The 18,382-nt window shown below is 71.1% G+C and carries 16 protein-coding genes; 6 read left to right on the forward strand and 10 right to left on the reverse strand.

Translation table 11 applies throughout. The features are described from left to right. Nucleotides 1–13 precede the first annotated feature (13 nt). The 10 genes from ACQPYK_RS28110 to ACQPYK_RS28155 all read right to left on the reverse strand — a co-directional run bounded on the left by ACQPYK_RS28110 (nucleotide 14) and on the right by ACQPYK_RS28155 (nucleotide 13,053). Nucleotides 14–613: a hypothetical protein gene (locus ACQPYK_RS28110; protein ID WP_433237031.1), complete on the reverse strand. Its 600-nt coding sequence runs from the start codon at nucleotides 611–613 to the stop codon at nucleotides 14–16. A 189-nt stretch (nucleotides 614–802) separates the two neighbouring features. After that, complete coding sequence (locus ACQPYK_RS28115) at nucleotides 803–1,495, reverse strand: ABC transporter ATP-binding protein (protein WP_433237034.1); 693 nt, start codon at nucleotides 1,493–1,495, stop codon at nucleotides 803–805. Beyond that, nucleotides 1,492–3,318 carry a dipeptide/oligopeptide/nickel ABC transporter permease/ATP-binding protein gene (locus ACQPYK_RS28120; RefSeq protein WP_433237037.1) on the reverse strand — a complete coding sequence of 609 codons (1,827 nt, stop codon included), beginning with the start codon at nucleotides 3,316–3,318 and terminating at the stop codon, nucleotides 1,492–1,494. The genes ACQPYK_RS28115 and ACQPYK_RS28120 overlap by 4 nt, the downstream gene beginning before the upstream one ends. Then, nucleotides 3,318–4,340 (reverse strand): ABC transporter permease, encoded by a 1,023-nt coding sequence (locus ACQPYK_RS28125; RefSeq protein WP_433237040.1) that lies wholly within the window; start codon nucleotides 4,338–4,340, stop codon nucleotides 3,318–3,320. Before ACQPYK_RS28125 ends, ACQPYK_RS28120 begins: the two co-directional genes overlap by 1 nt. Then, complete coding sequence (locus ACQPYK_RS28130; protein WP_433237043.1) at nucleotides 4,341–5,924, reverse strand: ABC transporter substrate-binding protein; 1,584 nt, start codon at nucleotides 5,922–5,924, stop codon at nucleotides 4,341–4,343. Between the two features lie 95 nt (nucleotides 5,925–6,019). After that, on the reverse strand, nucleotides 6,020–7,603 hold the full coding sequence (locus tag ACQPYK_RS28135) for a PucR family transcriptional regulator (RefSeq protein ID WP_433237046.1): 1,584 nt from the start codon (nucleotides 7,601–7,603) through the stop codon (nucleotides 6,020–6,022). 29 nt (nucleotides 7,604–7,632) lie between these two features. Then, entirely contained in the window at nucleotides 7,633–8,490 is an 858-nt protein-coding gene (locus tag ACQPYK_RS28140) for a serine hydrolase (protein WP_433237049.1), read from the reverse strand. Between the two features lie 13 nt (nucleotides 8,491–8,503). Continuing rightward, nucleotides 8,504–9,844: a serine hydrolase domain-containing protein gene (locus ACQPYK_RS28145; RefSeq protein ID WP_433237052.1), complete on the reverse strand. Its 1,341-nt coding sequence runs from the start codon at nucleotides 9,842–9,844 to the stop codon at nucleotides 8,504–8,506. Nucleotides 9,845–9,853: 9 nt separating this feature from the next. Beyond that, nucleotides 9,854–11,179: a serine hydrolase gene (locus ACQPYK_RS28150; RefSeq protein WP_433237055.1), complete on the reverse strand. Its 1,326-nt coding sequence runs from the start codon at nucleotides 11,177–11,179 to the stop codon at nucleotides 9,854–9,856. Continuing rightward, nucleotides 11,128–13,053, reverse strand: coding sequence for a S9 family peptidase (locus tag ACQPYK_RS28155; RefSeq protein WP_433237057.1), 1,926 nt, complete (start codon nucleotides 13,051–13,053; stop codon nucleotides 11,128–11,130). Before ACQPYK_RS28155 ends, ACQPYK_RS28150 begins: the two co-directional genes overlap by 52 nt. 198 nt (nucleotides 13,054–13,251) lie before the next feature. Here ACQPYK_RS28155 and ACQPYK_RS28160 point away from each other — a divergent pair, with 198 nt between their 5' ends. The 6 genes from ACQPYK_RS28160 (at nucleotide 13,252) to ACQPYK_RS28185 (ending at nucleotide 18,307) form a co-directional block, all read left to right on the forward strand. Then, complete coding sequence (locus ACQPYK_RS28160) at nucleotides 13,252–13,635, forward strand: histone-like nucleoid-structuring protein Lsr2 (protein ID WP_433237060.1); 384 nt, start codon at nucleotides 13,252–13,254, stop codon at nucleotides 13,633–13,635. Nucleotides 13,636–13,804: 169 nt separating this feature from the next. Beyond that, on the forward strand, nucleotides 13,805–14,278 hold the full coding sequence (locus ACQPYK_RS28165; RefSeq protein ID WP_433237063.1) for a TspO/MBR family protein: 474 nt from the start codon (nucleotides 13,805–13,807) through the stop codon (nucleotides 14,276–14,278). A 601-nt stretch (nucleotides 14,279–14,879) separates the two neighbouring features. Next, on the forward strand, nucleotides 14,880–15,437 hold the full coding sequence (locus tag ACQPYK_RS28170) for an MFS transporter (protein WP_433237066.1): 558 nt from the start codon (nucleotides 14,880–14,882) through the stop codon (nucleotides 15,435–15,437). A 55-nt stretch (nucleotides 15,438–15,492) separates the two neighbouring features. Next, nucleotides 15,493–16,518, forward strand: a complete 1,026-nt coding sequence (locus ACQPYK_RS28175; RefSeq protein WP_433237069.1) for an ABC transporter substrate-binding protein — start codon at nucleotides 15,493–15,495, stop codon at nucleotides 16,516–16,518. After that, nucleotides 16,518–17,516 carry a FecCD family ABC transporter permease gene (locus tag ACQPYK_RS28180; RefSeq protein WP_433237072.1) on the forward strand — a complete coding sequence of 333 codons (999 nt, stop codon included), beginning with the start codon at nucleotides 16,518–16,520 and terminating at the stop codon, nucleotides 17,514–17,516. Before ACQPYK_RS28175 ends, ACQPYK_RS28180 begins: the two co-directional genes overlap by 1 nt. Next, entirely contained in the window at nucleotides 17,513–18,307 is a 795-nt protein-coding gene (locus ACQPYK_RS28185; RefSeq protein ID WP_433237075.1) for an ABC transporter ATP-binding protein, read from the forward strand. The genes ACQPYK_RS28180 and ACQPYK_RS28185 overlap by 4 nt, the downstream gene beginning before the upstream one ends. Nucleotides 18,308–18,382: the final 75 nt, after the last annotated feature.

The raw sequence follows: 18,382 nt of genomic DNA on the forward strand, positions 1-18,382 counted from the left end.
ATCGCACGCCGCTCTACCCGGCCGTCACGTACGGCGCGGCCTCCCGGCCGGACGTCACCTCGCCCCGCCGCAGCGACAGTGACAGCCAGATCAGCGATCCGGCGGCCAGCACGTGCAGCACGCCGGTCAGGGGCGTGTCGGGCAGCGACGCGAACAGTGCCAGCAGCACCAGCGTGACGCCGTAGCCCCAGGCGGGAACCCGCGGGAAGACTCGGGCGCGCACCATCGACGCGCAGAACAGCGCGGTACCGATGACGAAGACCGCGACACCGGCGAGCAGGGCGATCCTGGTGGGTCCGGCGAGCACCGCGGCCGCCACCACCGGTTCGAGGAAGAAGACGACGAGGTTGAGCGCGAAAGCGATGCCTGCGAAAAGGTTGAGGCCGATCATGTTCACGGCGTACGCCACAGTGCCGAAGCGCCCGGAGGAGGGGCTCTGGCGCAGGTGGAAGGCGGTCACCGCGGGCGCCCCGAACGCGGCTCCGAGGCCGAGGGCGAAGCTGGTCGCGGCGGTCTCGCCGGTGAACGCCTCGATCGCACCGGGTATGCCGAGTGACAGCGCCATGACGACGCCGCATACCGCGCCGAAGCGCAACATCCAAAGGAGGGGCATGGGAGCTCCTTGACTTGACGGACTGAGGGAACGGTCCGACGTTAGGAGCGGGGAGGGCAGCCGGATAAGTGCCGGAGGTCACGATGACGGCATGGTGCGCATGGCCGAAGAGCACGTGCCGTCCAGCCCGGCCGGTCTCCCGTTTCCCGCCCGTTCCGAACGGGCGGGAAACGGGAGGCCGGCCGCTTTTCAGGTGCGCCTGAGGCGGGGCACCGCCTCGAGCAGGGAGCGGGTGTAGCCGTCTTGGGGCGAACCCACCACCTCTTCCGTCGCCCCCATCTCGACCAGCCGGCCCTGATGCATCACCGCGACGACATCGGAGACGTACCGGACCACGGCGAGGTTGTGCGAGATGAACAGCATCGACAGCCCGAGCTCCTCGCGCAGCGAGCGGACCAGGTTGAGCACCGAGCCCTGGACGGAGACGTCCAGGGCGGAGGTGATCTCGTCGGCGACCAGCAGCTCGGGGCGCGCGCCCAGTGCCCGGGCGACCGCCACCCGCTGCCGCTGGCCACCGGACAGCTCGCGCGGGTAGCGCCCCGCCATCGAGGCGGGCAGCGACACCAGCGACAGCAGCCGCTCCACCTCCGCCTGGCGGGCGGCGCGGGGCACGCGAAGTCCCTCGGCCACCGACGCTCCCACGGTCATCCGCGGGTCGAGGGAGGCGTAGGGATCCTGGAAGACCATCTGGATCCGGCGCGGATCGCCGCCGACGATCTCACCGGTGTACGGCACCAGCCCGGTCATCGCCCTGGCCAGCGTGGACTTGCCCGACCCCGACTCCCCCACCAGGCCGACGATCGCCCCGGCCGGGATCTCCAGTGTGACGTCGTCGACGGCGGTGAACGCGCCGAACCGCACCGTGAGGTTCTTGATGATCATGATGCCTCCCAGCAGGCGACCTGGTGCGCCTTGCCGTACGGGATCAGGGGCGGGCGCTCGGCGCAACGGCCGGTCGCCAGCTCGCAGCGGGCCGCGAAGGCGCAGCCCGCACCGAGCTCGGCGGGCGAGGGCTGATGGCCGGGGATGCTGGCCAGCGGCAGGGACCTGTCGGTGTCCATGTCGGGCAGCGAGGCGACCAGCGCGCGGGTGTAGGGGTGGGCGGCACCGGAGGTCAGCTTCTCGACCGGCAGTTCCTCGACCACGCGGCCCGCGTACATCACCACGACCCGGTGGCACAGCTCGCCGACCACGGCGATGTCATGGGAGATGAACAGGGTCGCCGCGCCGGTCTCGCCGGTCACCTCCCGCAGCAGGCGCAGGATCTGTCGCTGCACGGTCACGTCGAGGGCGGTGGTCGGCTCGTCGGCGATGATCAGCCGCGGTGTGCCCATCAGGCCCATCGCGATCACCGCGCGCTGCCTCATTCCGCCGGACAGCTCGTGCGGATGTTGCCGGGCCCGCCTGCCGGGCTCCGGAATGCGCACATGCCCGAGCCGGTCCACGGCCCTGGTCATGGCCTCGGTACGGCTCGCGCCCTGGTGTACGGTCGCCACCTCCGCGAGCTGCCCGCCGACTCTGAGCGCCGGGTTGAGCGAGGCCATCGGATCCTGGAAGACCATCGCCAGCGACGTGCCGAGCAGCTTGCGGCGCTCCTGTTCCGGCAGCTCGTCGAGGTCGGCGCCGCACAGCCGCAGCCGCGCCGCGCTCACCTCGCCCGGGTAGGGCACCAGCCCGCCGATCGCCGACGCGGTCAGGCTCTTACCGCTGCCCGACTCCCCCACCAGGCCGACGATCTCGCCGGGGGCGACGGTCAGCGACAGCCCGCGCACCGGTGTCACGCCGCCGGGAAAGGTGACGGTGAGATCCCGCACCTCCAGAACCGCCTCCGGGTCGGGCTCGCCGAGTTCTCCGGGCGCGGAGGCGGCCTGCGGGGTGGTCTTCCCCCTCGGTACGGCGGTGCGCGACGCGGCGCGTGCCAGGACGTCCCCCAGGAGGTTGAACCCGATGCCCGCGAGCGCCACCGCGACGGCGGGGCCGAGGGCGACGGCCGGGGTGGAGTAGATACGGCCGAAGCCGTCGAACAGCAGCCGTCCCCAGTCGAACGACGGCGGCTGCACGCCCAGGCCGAGGAAGGACATCCCGGAGAGGCCGAGCAGCGCGCCGCCCAGTGCCTGGGTGAGGTTGAGGATCAGCGGCTCGGCGATGTTGGGCAGGATGTGGCGCGCCATGATCCGCCGCCGGGGGACGCCGAGCATGCGGGCGGCCGACACGTAGTCGGCTCCGGCGACCGAGGCGGCGAGCGTCTGGGTGAGCCGGGCGAAGCCGGGCGCGATGGCGGCGCCGATGCCCAGCACGGCACCTCGCGCGCCGAGCCCCGTGACCACCGCGGTGAACATGGCCAGCAGCAGTCCCGGGAAGGCGACCAGCGCGTTCACCACACCGTTGACCAGGCGCGCGCCGCGGCGGGGCAGCACCGAGGGGAGCGCGCCGAGCACGATCCCGCCGATCGCGCCGATGAGCGTGGCCAGCAGGGCGAGGGCGAGTGAGAGCCGGCCCGCGACCAGCACCCGGGCGAGGATGTCGCGGCCCAGGTTGTCGGTGCCGAGCGGGTGCGCGGCCGAGGTTCCCTGGAGGATGACCGCGGGGTCGATGCGCTCGGCCTCGGTGCCCCAGATCGGCGGTCCGGCGATCGCCAGGACCACCATGAACGCCACCAACAGGGTCCCGATGAGCCCGGCGGGGGTCCGCATCAGGTGCCGCATCAGCTCTCCTTCAGGGCGGAGGTGGGGTCGAGCACGCCCAGAAGCAGGTCGACGAGGAGGTTCACCGCGAGCACGATCGCGCCGTAGACGAGGATCACGCCCTGGGCGACCGGATAGTCCTTCTGGGTGATCGACTCCACGATCCGCAGGCCGAGGCCCGGCCACGCGAAGACGTACTCGACCAGCACGCTTCCGGCGATCAGGCCGGTGAGCAGCAGGCCGCCCACGGTGAGGGTCGCGGTGAGCGTGTTGGGCAGGACGTGCCGCACGTACAGCCGGGCGGCGGGCAGCCGTTTGGCACGTGCCAGGCGCACGTAGTCGGTGCCCAGCTCGCGCAGCGTCTCCACCCGGGAGATACGGGCGATCATCGCCGTCGGCGCGATGGCCAGGGAGAGGATCGGCAGCACGTAGGACGCGGGCCCGCTCTTGCCCGCGGGTGAGAACCAGCCGAGGCCGATCGCGAACACGGTCACCAGGGCGATCGAGTAGAGGAACTCGGGCACGGCGACGGCCGTGCCGGTCGCCGAGGTGAAGGTCGCCTCGGTGCCCCGGTTGCGGCCGTTCTCGGTGCGGACTCCCGCCCACATGCCGAGCGGTACCGCGACGAGCAGGGCCACGACGGTCGCGAGCAGCGCGAGGGCGAGTGTGTTGGGGAGCCGCTCGGCGATGACCCTGCCGACCGGCTCCCCGCTGAGGAACGATGTGCCGAACTCCCCGCCCAGCACGTTGCGGACGTAGGACACCAGCTGGGACAGGATCGGCTGGTCCAGCCCGAGCGCCGCCCGCCTGGCGGCGATCAGCTCCACCGGCGCGGCGGGGCCGAGCGAGGCGCGCACCGGGTCACCGGGTATCAGATGGATCATCGCGAACGACGCGACGAGCAGCACGACCAGCGAGATCACGAACCGGGCGAGATGCCGCAGCACGAACGCACCGCGCGCACGGCCCGAAAGCATCCGGCCCGAGAGCGTCCGGCCGGTGAGCAGGCGCCCGCCGGCCGGCGGGCGAGAGGTCCCGGCCACTCAGCCCCCCTCGGTCATCCGGATGGAGGTCGGGTGGAACAGGCTCGCCATCATGTCGAACTTCGCGTTCTTGGCGACGGCCAGCACGGTGGTCTCCACGACCGGCACCAGGTCGGCGTTCTCGAACAGCGCGGACTCCGACTCCAACCAGAGCTTGCAGCCCTCCTCGGCCGGCTTGGCCTGGGCCTCGGCCACCAGCTTCTCGTAGCGGGCGTTGGCCAGGTGGGCGAAGTTGGCGCCCTTCGGCGCCGCCGGGCCGGACAGGAAGCCGACGAGCTGCGTGGGAAGCGTGACGCCGATCGGCAGCCAGGCGACGTCCCAGTCCTGGGTGGCGTTGAGCGACTCCGACAGCTTGGTGTCGATGACGCCGTTCAGTTTGACGTCGACGCCTGCCTTCTTCCACGCGGCGGCGAGGTATTCGGCCGCGGCCTGCGCGCCCGGCCCTCTGGTGGTGGCGTAGAGCAGGCGCAGCTCCAGCTTCCGGCCGTCCTTGGCGCGGATGCCGTCGGCGCCGGCCTTCCAGCCGGCGGCGTCCAGCGCGGTGCCCGCGGCCGCCGCGTCGAACGACGGGACGTGGCCGGTGACGGTGTCGCCCTGGCACGGCCGCGGCTCCAGCACCAGCCCGGTGGCCGGGCGGCCGGTGCCGCCGGAGGCGATCCCGGCGAGTTCCTTGAGGTTGATCGCCTGGGTGAGCGCCTTGCGCACCGCCGGATCCTTGGCGGGCCGGTCGTCGCCCTGGTGGTAGAAGAACTGCCCGTTGCCCGCGGGCTGGATGATCTTGTCCATCCCCGGGGTGGCTTCCAGGCGAGCGCGGTCGGGGCCGTAGATGATCGCGCCGTTGAGGTCACCGGAGATCAGCAGGTTGGCGGCGGTCTGCTCGTTCGGCACGACCTTCAGCACGATCTTGGCGGGCAGGCCCGGCTCCTTCGTGGTGGCGCCGCCCGGCCCCCAGGCGTAGTCCTTTCGGACCTGGAAGGCGTAGTGGTCGCCGGGCACCGCCTCGGTGAGCGTGTAGGGTCCGGAGCCGGAAGTGCCGCGGGCCAGCAGCGAGCGGTCCTTGACCCCCTTGCCGCAGACGATGAACATCCCCGAGCTGCTCTGCAGGATGAAGCTGAAGGGCTTGGGGGTGGAGAGCGTCACCGTCCCCGCCGCGTCGTCCGCCTTGGCCTTCATCCCGACGGGGACGAGCACGCCGTAGATCGACGAATTGGCGGCCGGGTCGGCGATATGGCTGACATTGGCGGCCACGTCGGTGGGGGTGAGCTTGGAGCCGTCGGAGCAGGTGACGTCCTTGCGGAGGGTGAAGGTCACCGAGTCGGGCTGGACGTCCCATTTCTCGGCCAGCCCTGGGATGATCTTTCCGTCGGGGCTGACGTTGACCAGCGTGTCGTAGGCCAGCGACAGCGCCGTGTTGGTGACCGAGAGCACGCCCATGGCCGGGTCGAGCACCCCGGGGTCACTGCTGATCGCGAAGGCGAAGGTGCCGCCGGCGGGTCCGCCTGACGGGGAGTCCGCCGTACCGCCACATGCGGCCACGGACAGGCTGAGGGCGCCGAGCACGGCCGCCACTCCTGCGTTTCTCATGGGGACTCCAGGAAGGTGGGGGTGATGCCCCACAGTTGCCTTTTCCCGGCGATCCTTCTTCGTCCTCCGCTACGAAAAGCCCGTAATCCCTCGTTCTACCGCCCGAAAAGCCGCATCTGAAGCATCACGGTCAGCCGCGCGTCGGGATCGGCCAGGTCCAGACCGCTGATCTCGGTGAGCCGCTTCAACCGGTAGCGGAAGGTGTTGGCGTGCACGTGCACCCTGGCCGAGGCGGCGTTGACGTCGCCGAACGCGTCCAAGTAGGCCCGCAGGGTGGCGACCAGCTCGCTGCCGTGCTCGGCGTCGTGGCTCACGAGCCGTTCGTAGGGCCCGGTGGGGACCTGCTCCTCGGCCTCCACCAGGTCTGACAGTTGCAGCAGCAGCGCCTCGAAGTGCACACCGGTGTAGCCGGCGACCGCGCCGGACGCCTCGCGGGCACGCAGCACCCGCAGCGCCCGGTCGGCGTCGGCCCGGGACCTCGCCACCTCGGTCAGGTTGCTCGCCAGGCGTCCCACGCCGATGTTGGCCGCGTGCCGGGGACCGACACGGACCAGGAAGCTCTCGGCGACCCGCACGGCCCGCGCCTCCTCGTCACCGCCGGCGTGCAGTGGCAGTACGGCGTAGGCCACCGAGCCGACCAGCGCGGCGGCGGCCTTGGGGTGGATGGCCCCGACGTGCAGGGCCAGCGCGTCGCAGAATCGCTGCCTGTCGCTCTCCCGGTGCGCGGCGTCGGCGTGGGATCCGGCGCTGAGCTGGGCTGCGAGCACGCACAGCCGCCCGTTGGCGACGCCGAGCCGCCCGGCCGCCTCGGCCGCGTCCTTGCCGCCCGCCAGCACGGTGGAGAGCAGGTCGGCGCGGAGCCGCCGCCTGGTGTCCGCCCCGGCCCGCTGCCGGAGCAACTGCAGCGCAACGATCTTGGCGGCGTCGGCGAGGGCGCGCTGCCGCTGGTCGCTCAGCGGCTCCCGCACGGCGGCCCAGATGGAGCCGAGGATCTCGTCTCCGGACCGGACGGCCACCGCCGCCCGGTTGATGCTGTCGTCGTCCAGCTCCATGTAGATCGGCTCACGGCTCTGGTAGAGCTGGCGGAAGAATCCGCGCGCCTCCAGCATCCGCCGGTACCGCTCCGGCACCTGGCGGCCGAGCACGGTCTCCACCCTGCCGGGGTCGGCCTCGTCCTGCCGCCCGGAGTAGGCCAGCACCCGCGATGACCGGTCCTCGATGGTGATCGGCGCGTCCAGGAGCGCGCACACGGCGTTGGCCAGCGCGAACAGGTCGTCCGGTGGGGCCTCCCCCGGTTCGATGAGGTCGCCCTCCGCCAGCAGGGAGCGCAGCAGCGCGGCCACCTGCGCCCACGAGGCGGCACGGGTGAGGCCCAGCACCGCCACCCCGGTCTCCAGGACCTTCGCGCGGACGAGCTCGTCGACGTCCACCGGCTGTTTGACGACGACGCCCGCCGCCGGGCCCGCCGCGTCGAGCAGGGCGCAGATCTGCTCGGCGCGGTCGACCCCGACGGCGAGCAGGATGCTCCCCTCCGGGAGCAGCAGCTCGTCGAGGGGGTCGTAGATGTGCACGCCCGTGACCTCTGCGTCGAGTTCCCCGGGAGAGGCCGCCACGTCCAGCACGGTGCTGCCCAGATCCTCCAGGATCCGCTGCAGGCTGGCCCGTGGTTGGTTGGTCATCCGCTCACGATAACGGGCATAGAGTGACATTATTCTCTTAGGTGCTCAATGGCCGCACGAGCCGCACGGCCGATCGCCCCATCGGCCCTGGGCAACCGCAGATCGAACGAGCCGGTTCGCAGGAAGACCGCAACGGCGTAGCGCTTCCCGTCCGGATACTCCACGACACCTGCCTCGTTGCGGACGCCCCAGAGCGTGCCGGTCTTGCCGGAGACCTTCATCTCGTCGCCGAACCCGGAGGAGAGCCGGTGCGGCCAGATCTGGTTGCCCATGATCCTGCGCACCTCCGCGCAGGCCTCCGGAGGTCCGGCCTCGTCCCGCCAGATCTTGCTCAGCAGGGTCGTGATCTCGCGGGGTGTGCCCGAGGTGGTCCGTTCCGGGTCGAGGATCGGCAGCGCCCGGATCCGGTCCTCGCTCACCCCGGCGAGCGCCTCCTCGTCGAGGACGCCGTCCTCACCGGAGAGGCCCAGCTCGGTCACCGCGCTCCCGAGCAGCTCGGCGCAGCCGCCGATCAGACGGGTGCGCTCCAGGCCGAGATCGCGCAGCGTACCGTGCAGGTTACCGAGCCCGACCCGGCGCAGCAACACGTCGGTGGCCGCGTTGTCGCTCATCGTCATCATGAAGTGGGCCAGGTCGCGCAGGGTGAGCGAGACGTCGTCGGCACAGCCGGAGGTGCCGATGCCGCCGTCCTTGTCCGCGGCGGTGACGGTCAGCCGCTCGGTGCGCTCCAGGGTCCCGGCCGCGGCCTGCCTGGCGTACTCCAGGACGATCGGGATCTTGAACACCGAGGCGAGCACGACCGGCTCGTCGGCGCCGAGGCCGATCTCGGCGCCGCCGTCGACGTCGCGGACGTGGATGAAGCCCTTCACGTCCGCGTCGTCGAACACCTCACGCAGCGTGTCACACACGGGGCAGTGCCCGTCCGTTGTGGATGTAGGCGGCACGACCGTCCTCGACCACGAAGGTGAGCGTCTCGTGCCCGCCGCCCCGCGGCTCCGCCGCGATGAAGGAATGGCCGGAGTGGTGGACGAAGCGGGTGGTGCTGCGCGGGGTGCCCGACTTGGTCATGAACTCGCCGGGGATCAAGGTGACGTCCAGGCCGCCGTCCCCCTCGGTCACCTCGTAGGCGAGCATCGGCCCTTCGTACCTGCCGGTGTACGGCGTGAGGTCCACGGCCTGCGGCGTCTCGGCCGGGACCGGGAAGTCCGGGATCGCGAGCCCGGTGGCCTCGCGTATCACCGGCAGCACCACGTCGACGAGCAGGCCGAGGAAGTCGCCGCCGTTGGCGCTCATCGCGATGGCGAAGTCCGCTCCCGGCGCGACCCGCCAGAACGTGCTCTGCCCGATCGTGCCGCCGTCGTGACCGTAGACCTCGCCGCCCCAGTCGAACAGCTCGAACCCCAGGCCCCAGCGGTCGGCGAGCAGCCCGGAGATCCCCGGCACGTCGACCTGCCGGGTCCGCATGGCCGTGACCGACTCCTCCGAGAGCAGCCGGGTGCCGTCCTCCGCCAGGCCTCCGGCGATGAACATCCGGCCGAAACGGACCAGCTCGCGCGGAGCCAGGCACATGGTCGAGCCCGCGGGGGCGTTGGAGCGCGGCAGGCCCCACGTGTGGTGGACGGTGTTTTCGGGGCCGATGTGACCGGCCGCCGCCCGGAACAGGATGGCCTCCTCCGGCAGGAGGGCCGAGTGCGTGGCGCCGAGCGGGTCCAGCAGGCGCTCGCGCATCACCCTCTCCCACGTGGTGCCGCGCATCCGCGCGACCAGGGCGCCGAGCACGCAGTACCCGGCGTTGCAGTAGGAGAACAGGGCGCCCGGGGCGTGCACGTGGCCCGCGTCGTGCAGGAAGTCCACATACTTGTCCAGGCAGTCGTCGCCGCGTCCGGTGTCCTCGAACAGGTCGCCGTCGAAACCACCGGTGTGGGTGAGCAGATGCCTGACCGTGATGGCCTTCTCCGCGCCGTCGGCGACGGCGAACTCCGGCAGGTAGTCGCCGACCGGCCGATCCAGCTCGACCAGCCCCTCGTCCACGAGCTGCATCACGAGGGCGGCGGTCCAGACCTTGGTGGTGGAGCCGACCTGGAAGACGCTGTCGGTCGTGGTCTCCACACCGATGTTCCTGTTCACCACGCCCGTGGCGACCTCGACGAGCTCACCGCCCGTCCAGACCGCGAGCGCGGCGCCGGGCACGCCGTGCCGCCGGGCCGCCTCGTCGAAACGCCCCTGCAGGTTCTCAAGCATTCTGGCTCCTCAAGCGATCTTGGGGGTGGCGCGCACGCCGAGGTGGACGTAGGGCGAGCCGTCGGCGAGCTCGTAGAAAACGGCCGACAGCCACTGGAGCTCCCCTTCCGGGCGGCCGACGAAGGTGGTGTCGTCCACCGGGACGAGATCGAACTCCATGGGCGGATGCATCTCGGCGAGGGCGCCGGTGGCCTCGCCGTACAGCGAGAGCCGGCCGTCGCGGACCGTCAGCGTCATCCGGCTGCCCGCCCGCTCGTACACCCCGGCGTACCGCTCGACGTCGGTCTCGAACGGCTCGTCCGGCGGTCCCAGCACGGGCGGCACGGCCAGGCCGAGCAGCTCGTCGAAGAGCTCGGTGGCCAGGGCGTGATGGAACGCGGCGGTGTGGCCGCCGTTGGCCAGCGCGCACACCACCGTCCCGGTGTCGGGCACCGCCCACAGCATGGCCGCCTGGCCGATGGTGTTGCCGCCGTGGGAGATGACGCGGCGTCCCTGCCACTCGTCCAGGATCCAGCCCAGTCCCCACTGCTTCCCGATGGTGTGCGGGTTGGGGATGTCCACCTGCGGCTGCCACATCACCTGCGGGTCGGCGAGCAGTTCGGTGCCCAGGTGCGCGCGGGCGAAGGCGACGACGTCGGCGGGGCGGGCGCAGATCAGCCCGGCCGGGCCGCAGGAGCGCATCAGGCCCCAGACGGGGGCGGGTGCTCCGTCCATGTGTCCCATGGCTCCGCGGAAGCGCAGGACGTCCTCCGGCAGGGTGTGGGTGTGGGTCAGCCCGAGCGGCTCGATGATCTGCTCGCGCAGCGCGGCGTCCCACACCTTGCCGGTGAGGCGCTCGACGACCCGCCCGGCGATGATGAAGCCCGAGTTGCAGTACGACTGGGTGGCGCCGATGGGATGGTTCTGCGCGAGGTCCGCGCAGGCCTCGACGTACTTCTCGATGCAGTCGTCACCGCGGCCGGTGTCGAGGAAAAGGTCGCCGTCGATGCCGGAGGTGTGCGAGAGCAGGTGCCTGATCGTGACGGTCTTGGTCACCTCCGGGTCGGCGACCCGGAATTCCGGCAGAACCTGGGAGACCGGGGTGTCGAGCGTCAGCTCGCCCCGCTCGACGAGAAGCATGATCTGGGTGGCGGTCCACACCTTGCTGACCGAGCCGATCTGGAAGAGCGAGTCGGTGGTCACCTCCACCCCGGTGTCCACGTTGAGCACGCCCGCGGCGAATTCGTGGACCTCCCCCTCATGCAGGAAGGCCAGGCTCGCACCGGGAACCTCGTATGCGGCGATCAGCCCTGCGAGACGGTCGTGCCAGCGGAGGGGATCCATTGCTCCAGCCACGCGACGATCCTTTCGTTGTAGTCCACCCGATGGGACGGGCGGCCGTTGAGGATGAACAGATGGGAGCCGCCGGGGTAGCGGACCAGCCGGACCGGCACGCCCCGCTCACGCAGGGCGGCGAACCACTGCTCGGCCTGACCCACCGGGCAACGGTCGTCGTTCTCGCCGTGGAGGATGAGAGTGGGCGTGGTCACCCGGGCGACGTGGGTCATCGGGGACTGGCCTGCGATGTCGCCGCACTCGTACATCTTCAGGAAATACCCGGCGTCGGAGGTGCCGGCCATGCTGGCCAGGTCGCTGACGCACCCGCCGGGGACGGCCGCCTTGAACCGGCCGGTCTGGGTCGGCAGCCAGCAGGCGATGTAGCCGCCGTAGCTGTAGCCGGTCACCGCGAGCCGGTCGGGGTCGGCGATCCCCTCGGCGACCAGCTCGTCGATCGGGTTCAGGAAGTCGCCGGTGTCGGCGATCCCCCAGGCGCCGAGGGCGGCGGTGTAGAACGCCTCGCCGTACCCGTCGCTGCCGCGCGGGTTGACGGTGAGCACCGTCCAGCCCCGGGCGGCGAGCACCTGGTGGTAGAGGTGCACGCCGTCGAAGACCGGCGCCCACGCGTTGTGCGGGCCGCCGTGCGCGTCCAGCAGGAGCGGCCCCGGCCCGGCGAGCCCCTCATCCCTCAGCACGAACCCCTCCACCTGTGTCCCGTCGGGAGCGGTGAAGGTACGGCGCCGCGGGGTGAACAGCTCGACGCCGGGGAGCGCGTGGTCGGTGAGCCTGGTCGCGTCCGGCGCCGTCGCGGCGGGCACGGCCGGACCATCACCCGGCCGGGCACCGGCCCGGCCCGCGGAGACGTCCACGAGGTAGACCTCTCCCGCGCTGTACGGCGTGGCGGCGACGTAGGCGATCCTGCCCCCGACGGCACTGACACCGGAGACCACCTGGTCCCCACCGATGATCTTCTCGCCGGGGGCGCGGTAGAGGTGGGTGAAACCTCCGTCGCGGGCGCAGAAGATCAGATCGTCCCCCGCCAGCTGGGGCGCCGCACCGGGATAGCCGGGCGCGTCCATCATGACGTTGCGATCGAGCCCGGTCTCGACCTCCACAAGCCCATCCGCCCCGAGGGCGAACAGGCGGGTGTGCCCGACGGGGTCACCGGCGTACCCCGCCACCAGCAACCGCCCACCCAGCCACCAGGCACCCATGCAGATCACGTCGGCGCCGGTGAGCCGCTCCGGCTCACCGCCCGAGGCCTCCACCGAGTAGACCGCACCCGCGACGGCCAGGTCGCGGTCGGGCTCCATGCTCGCGGCGAAGGCGAGCCGCCGGCCGTCCGGCGACCAGGACGGCTCGCCGGCGTGGAAGTCTCCCGAGGTGATCTGCCGGGTCTGTCCCGTCGCCACGTCCACCACGGACAGGTGCACGGTCAGGCCGCGCAGCAGCCCCGTACCGTCCGCCTTGTACCCCAGGCGGTCGGCCACGACGGGGGCGTGCGGATCGGGGTCGCCGTGCGGCGCTCCATAGGCGATCCTGGTGCCGTCGGGAGACCAGACCGCCGCCCCCGCGCCCAGGGAGGCGGCGGTGAGGACGCGAGGCTCGCCGCCGTCCAGCGGCAGCAGATGGATCTGTGGTTTTCCGTCCACGGGACGGAGGAAGGCCAGCGAGCGCCCGTCGGGCGACCAGCGCGGGGAGGAGTCGCGCGGACCGCCCGTCAGACGCCGCGGCTCGGCGCCGGGGGCGACGAGCCAGATCTCGGACCGGTTCTCGTCCGATTCCCGGTCGGCGGTGACGACCACGTAGGCGACGCTGCTTCCACCGGGGTGCAGCTGGGGATCTTCCGGCACCGCGATGCGGTAGAGGTCGCTGAGGGAGAGGCGGGGCATGTCCGAACGTTAGGCTCCGTCCGCCGCCGCTTCTTCGGTCTCCACGACGAACCGGGCCCGATCCGTTGTGCCGTTCGCCAATCGCTCGGGAAAGTGCCGTGTGTTGACAAACAACGGATCAAGCGGATGAACGACCGGCCAGTTGCGGGCAGGATGCCACGGTCGGCATAGACGAAGGCTCACCGGAAAGGGCGGCTGATGGCGCAGAAGGTAATCCTGGTCGACGACCTCGATCACTCCGAGGGGTCCGACGTGACGAGGCGGGAGTTCCCTCTGCTGGATCGGACCTTCGCCATCGACCTGTCCGACGACAACCAGCGGCGCCTGTGCGACGCCCTCGGCTTCATCGAGAAGGTCCTGGAGAGTTCCCGCGAGGTCAAGCAGGCCACGCGATCCAGGAAGGCCGCGGACACCGGTTCCCGGCTGCGGGGATACACCAACACCGACGTCCGCGAATGGGCCCGTGAACAGGAACTGGAGATCTCCCCCCGAGGGAAGATCACCGATGAGGTCATGGATCTGTTCATCGCCGCCCATCCCAATGCGAAATCCTCCGAGCCGGAAACAGACCCCGGCGCCTGAACCGTGGCGTTCGCCCGGCCGCATTCGGTACGCGGCTGGGCGGAATGTCTGACAGCAAGACGTTTCGGTCAGTTCAAGGCGGGTGAATGTTTCGGATGATCCACGACGGCTGAATTCCGCGTCCCGGCGAGGCCGTACATATGTCCCGGGTCTCGGGTATGGGCCCCGCATGACAACGACGACCCTGATGAAGACCCTCCTCGCCGTGACCGTGACGGCCGTCGCCGGCGGCGCGGCGACCCGGCCCGGCTCCACCTGGTACCGGCGGCTGCGCAAGCCCTCGTGGCAGCCGCCGCCCAAGGCGTTCGGGCTGGTCTGGACGCCCCTGTACGGGCTGATCGCCCTGGGCGCCGCCCGGACCCTGGACCGCCGCGGGGGTGAGGAGCGACAGGCGTTCGCCACCGCGTTCGCGGCGAACCTCGTCCTGAACGCGATGTGGAACGTGGTGTTCTTCCGCGCCCGATCGCCCAAGCTGGCTCTCGCGGAGATCTCCGTACTCAACGCCTCGAACGCGGCCCTGATCAGGCGGGCCTGGCAGACCGACCGGGTCGCCGGCGCCATCCTGCTCCCCTACGGGGCGTGGACGCTGTTCGCCACCGCCCTCAACACCGCGATCGTCCGGCTCAATCCGGCCGACGACTGAAAGTCCCACGCCGGTCGTCGCCTGCCTCGCAGGGCAGCGCACCCATGGCAGGGTCGCCCATGAACCCATCCATGATCAACTCAACGATTGATCACCAAACAGGACGCGGTCCTATCTGAGACCTCCTCCGAGCCGGCGAATCCGCCGGCCTCCACCCCTGACTACTCAACCGGGCCGAGGTGGCCCTCGAGGATGGTCCGGGTAATCGGAGGGCGGTCCCAGAGTGCGAGAAGTTCGTTGGCGATGGCCACGATCGGGAGCTCAGCAGCGGCTGCCAGGTCACGAAGTCATGAATCGGGGGCAATGGTGGCCTCCGGTCGTTCCGGTGATCGTGGTGAAGGTGATTATCATGGATGACCACCGCCATATGGGCGTCGTCTCTGTGGGCCACGCGCACCGGTCCGCCACGCTCAATTGCTACCACTGACTCACCGAGCGACCGCCGGTGTGGGCGAGGGAACGGTGTTCCGCCGATTCGACAGCCGTGCGTGGCCTGCCGCCCTGAAAGGCCCCGAGGAGCCCTGGCGGATCCCGGTGACCGTGGACGCGTGCCACCGCCGTCCGGGAAGGCGGCCGATTCCCGTGCGGTAATGTCTTGATCATGCTGGCGGCACCCCTCCTACGCCTTGCGCGCGCCACCGCCTTCGCCACGGTGTGCGTCGGGCTGGGTGTGCTCGCCCATGTGTTCGCCGGGGGTACGGTCGCCGTGCGGACGGCCGCGTGGGCACAGGGGTTGTCGCTGCTCGCCGCGCTGCCGTTGACCAGACGCGAACGCGGCCTGTGCGTGATCCTTCCGCTGCTGGCAGGCGTGCAGGCCGGGATGCACATGATCTTCGCGCTCGCGGACGCCACGCCTTCCGGGGACACCTTCATCCGGCATCTCCACTGCGCGACGCCCGGTTTCGGCATGACGATCCTGCACGGTGCCGCCGTCATGCTGACCGCCATCTGGCTGGCCAGGGGCGAAGCGACCATGTGGGCGCTGTTACGGCTGGCCGGCGCCCGCGTCATCCGTCTGGTCTTCGTGTGGCTGACACCGGAGCCCGCGGTCGCGCACCGGCTTGTTCCCGCCTTTCCCGAGGTCCTTCGACTCCGGTCCGTTCTGCTCCGGTCCGTGGTCCATCGGCGGGGTCCGCCCGCAGCCGCTTTCTGCCGCTGAATTCCTCTTTCGCAGAAGGCGCCTGTTTGGCGTGTCCTGAAAGGACCATCTACCCATGCGTTTCACGCATGCCCTGACCGTGCTCGCCGCACTCTGCCTGTCGGCGACCGGGTGCGGCGGGCCATCACCCCGATCAGCCTCGACCGCCCCGCCCATCGCCCCCGGCCATCCCGTCACGATCACCAACTGCGACCGGACGTACACCTTCGACCGGGCGCCCAGCCGTACGGTCCTCATGAGCGGGGGCGCGGTGGGCCAGGTCTCCTCGTTGGTCGCCCTCGGCGTGGAGAAGCAGATCATCGGCAACGCCCAGTCCTACGGCGCCTCGGACGTGCCCGGCCGGGCCGAGGCGATCGACAGGCTCCCGAAAGTGAAGATCCAGGAAGGCGGCTGGGACATCTCCCGCGAGGGCATGCTCTCGCTGCGCCCGGACTTCGTCATCGGTACGACGGGCTACGACTTCGACGCCCGCAACGGCTACGCGACCCGGCAGGAACTCCTCGAGGTCGGCGCCAACACCTGGCTGCCCGACTCGACCTGCGGCGGCCCCGGCACCGTCAGAGGCACCCAGACGATCGAGGACAGCTACGACATGCTCCGCGACTTCGGCGCGCTCTACGGGGTCGGCGGCCGCGCGGAAAAGCTGGTCGAGCGGTCGAAGCGGCGGATCGCGGAGATCGAGGCCAGAGTTCGGGGCGGATCCCGGCCGAAGGTGATGTACATCATCCCGGGCATGGAGATGGGCGCCGCCGAGTTCAGCTCGATCGGCGCCAACGGGATCTGGAACGACATCTTCGAAAAGGCCGGTGGCGTCAACGCGTTCGGCGGCGTCACCGATGAGATCTTCGCCAACCTCAGCAAGGAGCGGGTGGCCAAGACCGACGTCGACGCGGTAGTGATCATCAACTGGCGCAACCCCGACCCCGACGCCGAAGCCACGAAGCTCTTCACCCAGTTCCCGCAGTGGCGGGCGGCCAAGGACAAGCGGTACGTCGTGCTGTCCGACTCCGCCTATCTCGGCCCCGACAACGCCGTGGCCGTGGAGAAGATCGCCAGGATGCTCCACCCGGAGAGGTTCTGATGCTGCGCCGCCTTCCCCTTCCCGTCTGCCTGGCTTTCCTCACCGCCGCGCTGCTCGCCGGCATGCTGGTCGCCGTCGGCGTCGGATCGGTCGACGTGCCCCTCGCCGAGACCTGGCACGTGGTGACCGGCCAGGCGGGCGACCCGGTCAACGCCAAGATCATATTGGACTACCGCATCCCCCGGGTGCTGCTGGCGGCGCTCGCGGGGGCGGGTCTGTCCGTCGCGGGAGCCGTCCTGCAGGCCCTGGTGACCAACCCGCTCGCCGACCCGTACGTCCTCGGGATCTCCTCCGGCGCCTCGGTCGGCGCGGTGCTCGTCATGACGATGGGCTCAGCCGTCGCGGGCGGCCTCGGCGTCTCCTCGGCCGCGTTCGCCGGCGCGATGGCCGCCGCGCTGATCGTGTTCGCCCTGGGCCAGCGCCGGGGCCGCCTCACCCCCACCCGGCTGGTGCTCTCCGGGGTGGCGGTGGGCTACGTGCTGCTCGCCGTCACCAGCTATCTGCAGCTGCAGGCCGACCCCGCCGAGCTGAGAAAGGTGATGTTCTGGATGCTCGGCAGCGTGGCCGGCGCCCAGTGGCATCAGCTGCCCGCGGTCGCGGGCGCCGTGACCGTCTGCACCCTCGGCCTGGTGCTGTACGGTCGCCGGCTCAACGCCCTGGTCACCGGGGAGGAGTCGGCGACCGCCCTCGGACTGGACGTCCGGCGTGCGCGCATCGGGCTGCTGATCGTCTCCTCCCTGCTCACCGGCACCGTCGTGGCGGTCGCGGGCGGCATCGGGTTCGTCGGGCTGATGATCCCCCACCTGGTACGGCTGGCCTTCGGCACCGACCACCGCCGGCTGCTGCCGGTGGTGACGCTCGTGGGGGCGATCTACATGGTGCTGGTCGACCTGCTGTCGCGGACCGTGAACCGTCCGGCCGAGCTGCCCCTGGGCATCTTCACCGCGGTCTTCGGCGCCCCGTTCTTCATCTGGCTGCTGCGCCGGGAGGAGACATGAGACTGCACGTCGACGAAGTCAGCGTCGATCTCGGCGGGACCCCCATCCTGCACGCCGTCTCCCTCACCGCGGAAGCGGGTGAGGTCGTCGGGCTGGTCGGCCCCAACGGCAGCGGCAAGTCCACCCTCCTGCGCACGGTCTACCGCTCGCTGCGCCCGGCTTCGGGAGGCGTCCGCCTCGGCGGGCACGACGTGTGGGCCTGGACGTCACGCACGGCGGCCCGCCGGATCGCGGCCGTGCTCCAGGACGACACCACGCCGGCGACCATGACCGTCACCGAGGTGGTCGAGCTCGGCCGGACCCCGCATCACGGGCTGTTCGACCGCGACGGCCCCGGCGACCGGACGGCGGTACGGGAGGCGATGGAGCGCGCCGGGGTCTCCGCTCTGTCCGGACGCCGCTTCGGGTCGCTGTCCGGTGGCGAGCGCCAGCGCGTCCATCTCGCCCGCGCCCTCGCCCAGGAGCCGCGCCTGCTCATCCTCGACGAACCCACCAACCACCTCGACATCCGGGCCAGGTTCGAGTTGCTCGACCTCATTCGGGACCTCGGCACCACCACGCTCGCCGTCATGCACGAGCTCGACCTCGCCGCACGCGTCTGCGACTCGCTCGTCGTCCTCCACGGCGGGCGGGTGGCCGCGGCCGGGCCGGTGCTCGAAGCCCTGACGCCGGAGGTGCTGCGCCGCGTGTTCGGAGTGCACGCCCAGGCGGCGCGCGACCCCGACGGAATCATCAGGATCGCCTACGCCGCCCGTCCCCTGGCGGACGGCAGGCTCACCTCGCGGACATAGACCGCCGGACCGAGTCACCGGACCGAGTCACCGAATCGGGCCGCCGCGCCGGGCCCCGCCCCCTGGGCACGCCCG

This window comes from Streptosporangium sp. CA-135522, assembly GCF_050949235.1.
Classification (GTDB): Bacteria; Actinomycetota; Actinomycetes; order Streptosporangiales; family Streptosporangiaceae; genus Streptosporangium.